Genomic DNA, 3,231 nt, shown 5'->3' with positions numbered 1-3,231 from the left:
AGTGATGATAACACAACTGAGGTAAAAATACCAGGGGAGCCAGAACCACCAAAAACCTCAGTAACCTTAAATTTTGAACAGCAGAGTATAAAGTACAAAGATTACGTAGAACTAATAATCAAAAATAGTGATAATGATACGAATGCTCAATATGAGTTTTCATTAAACAATAAGGACGTAGCTGATGTTGAAAAGGTAGATGAAAAGTACTATATCAATGCTTTACAAATTGGAGAAGCTACTTTAACAGTTACATACAAACAAGCCACAAGTCAGGCAAAAATTAAAGTCATCCAACGCGATGATAATATCGACTTTACCTTCATTAGTATTATTGATAAAAAGCACGCTCTTCCTTACCTAAGACAATTAGCAACTAGGGACGAACAAAAAGCTGCTGAGCAGTATATTGATCAACAATTATTAAAGTATAATTCACCTTATAGAAGAGTTGCTCTTGAGGTACCTGAGCAAGAAGATTACTTAAACTATATCAGCGAAAAAGCAACTGAGGATAACATAGGTATAAATGAAACCTTATACGGGGCATCAGCTCAAGGTTATCTAGTGGGATATGAATCCCTACTTGATGCAAGAGAATTTATAGATAATTCTCTTATACCTTTAGGCTTTAAACCTTTAGATGAGAGTATGTATACAACACAGTTTTATGCCTATACATACTACTCTGGAGAGGATAAAATAATTGTTATTATCTCTCCTTACACTCATCCTGTAACCAATAAAGTATCTCTAAGGTATCTAACAGGTGTAGCATGGTAAAATGATAAGCTAATACTATTGTGCTAATTAGTACAATTAAATTAAAAGTAAAACCCCTGTCTTAAAAAAAAGACAGGGGTTTATTTTCTTGTTTTATTTGTTAATCACACCTAAAGAGACAATGTTATAAGCTATACCGCAATTTTAAGCTATCTCTTAAAATAAGATACAATAATTAAAATCTTACAACCTTTTTATAACTTATAACTACTTACTATTTATTGATATCTCACGGCTAGTTTATTGATTTTCTTTGCCTTTAAAATATCTCGATGACTCACCCTTAAACTCTGCCAAAGCATATCCGAGTTAATATCAATACGCAATATTTTGTAGTTAGATAAATCAAAAGCATCCAACACAAAAACATTCTCTATACTTTGATGGCTTTTAACCACATTAATATCCCTGTAAGACTTTATAGGTTTTAAATCTATCTGCTCAATGGTACTTTTCTTTGATAGCTTTTTATCTAAAAGCTTAAAACTAACATAGTCTAAATGATAATCTAAATTACTTTTATTTTGCCAAGACAAGTGGAAGTACAACTTCCCTTCTTGAGTGTAAATACCCTTTAACTGCACTTTAATCCCAAAACTTGAATCTGAAATATTTAAAAAACTCTTATCTCTTTTGACAATAGATTCCAAAAAATAATCCACAAGAGTAGGACTAGTTTGACCAAACTCCTGAAAAAGAATATTACTATTTAAACGCTCCTTTTCGGTTTGTAGTTTCTTTAAATCATAATTCAAATTCTCAGGGTTATCACTATAATTTACATTAAAGTTATAAAACAAACCACTTTGAGTGATAACTGTAAAGTTGGTTTGTGTTATTTCTGAACTTATCGCTTTCAAGCGTAAAACATTCTCAGCTGATTCAACCTTACTGGCTATAATATCGCTGCTACCTAAATCAACATATCGGATACTACTGTCAAATAAAATATGTGTTGTTTTGTTTAAAGTTAACTCTATTTGAAAAGGTTTTATCTCTGCACTAGTAAGATTATTGTGCAGTTTACTATTTTGTCCTACTGCCATGATTTGCATTAGAACTAAGCTAAATGTTATAATAAATCTCATAATTTTCATGTTTATTAGTTATTTTTATTGTTTGGGTAACAAGAAAACCTCTTGTCCTTTTTTAAAGGTTACTCGTTGGGTTTTTACTTTCTTTGAAAAGTAGCCTGATACCCCTTGAATGATTCCCTTTGTTAAATCTCCTGCAATTTGATCTGCAACACTCTTGGTCATAGAAATACTCGTTGCAGTACTCTGACCTGCATTAGCTAGAATTTCTTTACTCGCATCAATCTCTTGAGAATTTAATACCTCTAGTCCCCTTTGACCAAATCGGTCATAGCCAATTAATTCTACCTCAACAATGCTTTGATCTAACTTTATGGATTCCACAACAAACTCAGCTCGACCACTATTAAGAGTAACTCTTGCCACTATAACACTTTGTTTGCCCAAAGGAGCTCCTTGAATTAAAATATCCTCTAAAAGCAAAAGTTTCACCCATCCGTTATTTACAATTGTTTGATGCTCGAGTATACTTGCCTTTATTGAATTTTTAAACCCTAGTGATTCAGTAGTGGTATAAGCGGTATTAAACCCATTTACCTTTTGTTTTGAATTGAAAGTTGAATCCCCTTTTAAGGTAGAACTCAACTTTAAAGACGATACAACATTAAGTGATTTAAAATCAGATTCTACCGCTGCTATATTTTTATTAGGGCTTTGTTTAAATCCCAAAAGATCACTTTTAACCTCTGGTTGACTCCCGGGTATATACCGAGAGGCCATCTCAAAAGATTTCTGCATTAACTCTAAGTGTTCTTGGTTTCTCACTTGCCTATTATCAACCCCTTGTTTTAGCTCGGATTTTAACTGATCTAGCTCTTTAAAAAGTTTGTTATAATCATCCTTGTCTTTCTCTGGTTTATAAAACTCTGAAACGGCCTGATTAGCAAGTTGATAATTCTCTAAAGAGCGCCGCTTGGAAGACCACTCTAAGTTAGGGTAATCACTTACCTGTTGCACGGAATCTTTTTCAATATAATAATCCAAAAGTGTTTGATTACTATGACTATTACTTGTGTTTCTGGCCTTTAAAAACTCTTGCTCATAGGCCTTGAGTTTATCCGAGGGTAGTTCAATATTAGTAACCTCTGGAATAATTGGGTTAATATCACTTTTGTTGGAGGTTTCATACAAGAAAAGAAAATACATAACCACTGAGAAAATTCCAAATAGCCCCAAGTAAACAAAGTATTTTTTATATTTATTAAAAATTCCATTTTTGTATTTCTCTAAGACAAAACCTTTTGAACTTTGATTGTTACTTTGCATAAGTTTTCTTTAAAATTTTAATTGGTTTTAATTCTATTGTCCTATTATAAAGCATAGGTAAAGTAAGTTTTACCTTGTATGATTTATC

3 protein-coding genes are annotated in these 3,231 nt (G+C 32.0%); 1 reads left to right on the top strand and 2 read right to left on the bottom strand.

The window, feature by feature from the left end:
• The coding region (locus tag GOQ24_RS13875; RefSeq protein WP_160339971.1) for a hypothetical protein at nt 1-783 on the top strand (783 nt) is incomplete at its 5' end.
• 218 nt (nt 784-1,001) lie between these two features.
• Here GOQ24_RS13875 and traN read toward each other — a convergent pair.
• Together traN and traM are read right to left on the bottom strand one after the other, a co-directional pair.
• Entirely contained in the window at nt 1,002-1,871 is an 870-nt protein-coding gene (traN, locus tag GOQ24_RS13870; RefSeq protein WP_160339970.1) for a conjugative transposon protein TraN, read from the bottom strand.
• A gap of 24 nt (nt 1,872-1,895) precedes the next feature.
• On the bottom strand, nt 1,896-3,143 hold the full coding sequence (gene traM / locus GOQ24_RS13865) for a conjugative transposon protein TraM (RefSeq protein ID WP_160339969.1): 1,248 nt from the start codon (nt 3,141-3,143) through the stop codon (nt 1,896-1,898).
• Nucleotides 3,144-3,231 lie beyond the last annotated feature (88 nt).

Source organism: Myroides sp. LoEW2-1 (assembly GCF_009767705.1).
GTDB lineage: Bacteria > Bacteroidota > Bacteroidia > Flavobacteriales > Flavobacteriaceae > Flavobacterium > Flavobacterium album_A.
The sequence above is the reverse complement of the archived record's forward strand: the minus strand, read 5'-3'. Positions and strand labels throughout refer to the sequence as shown.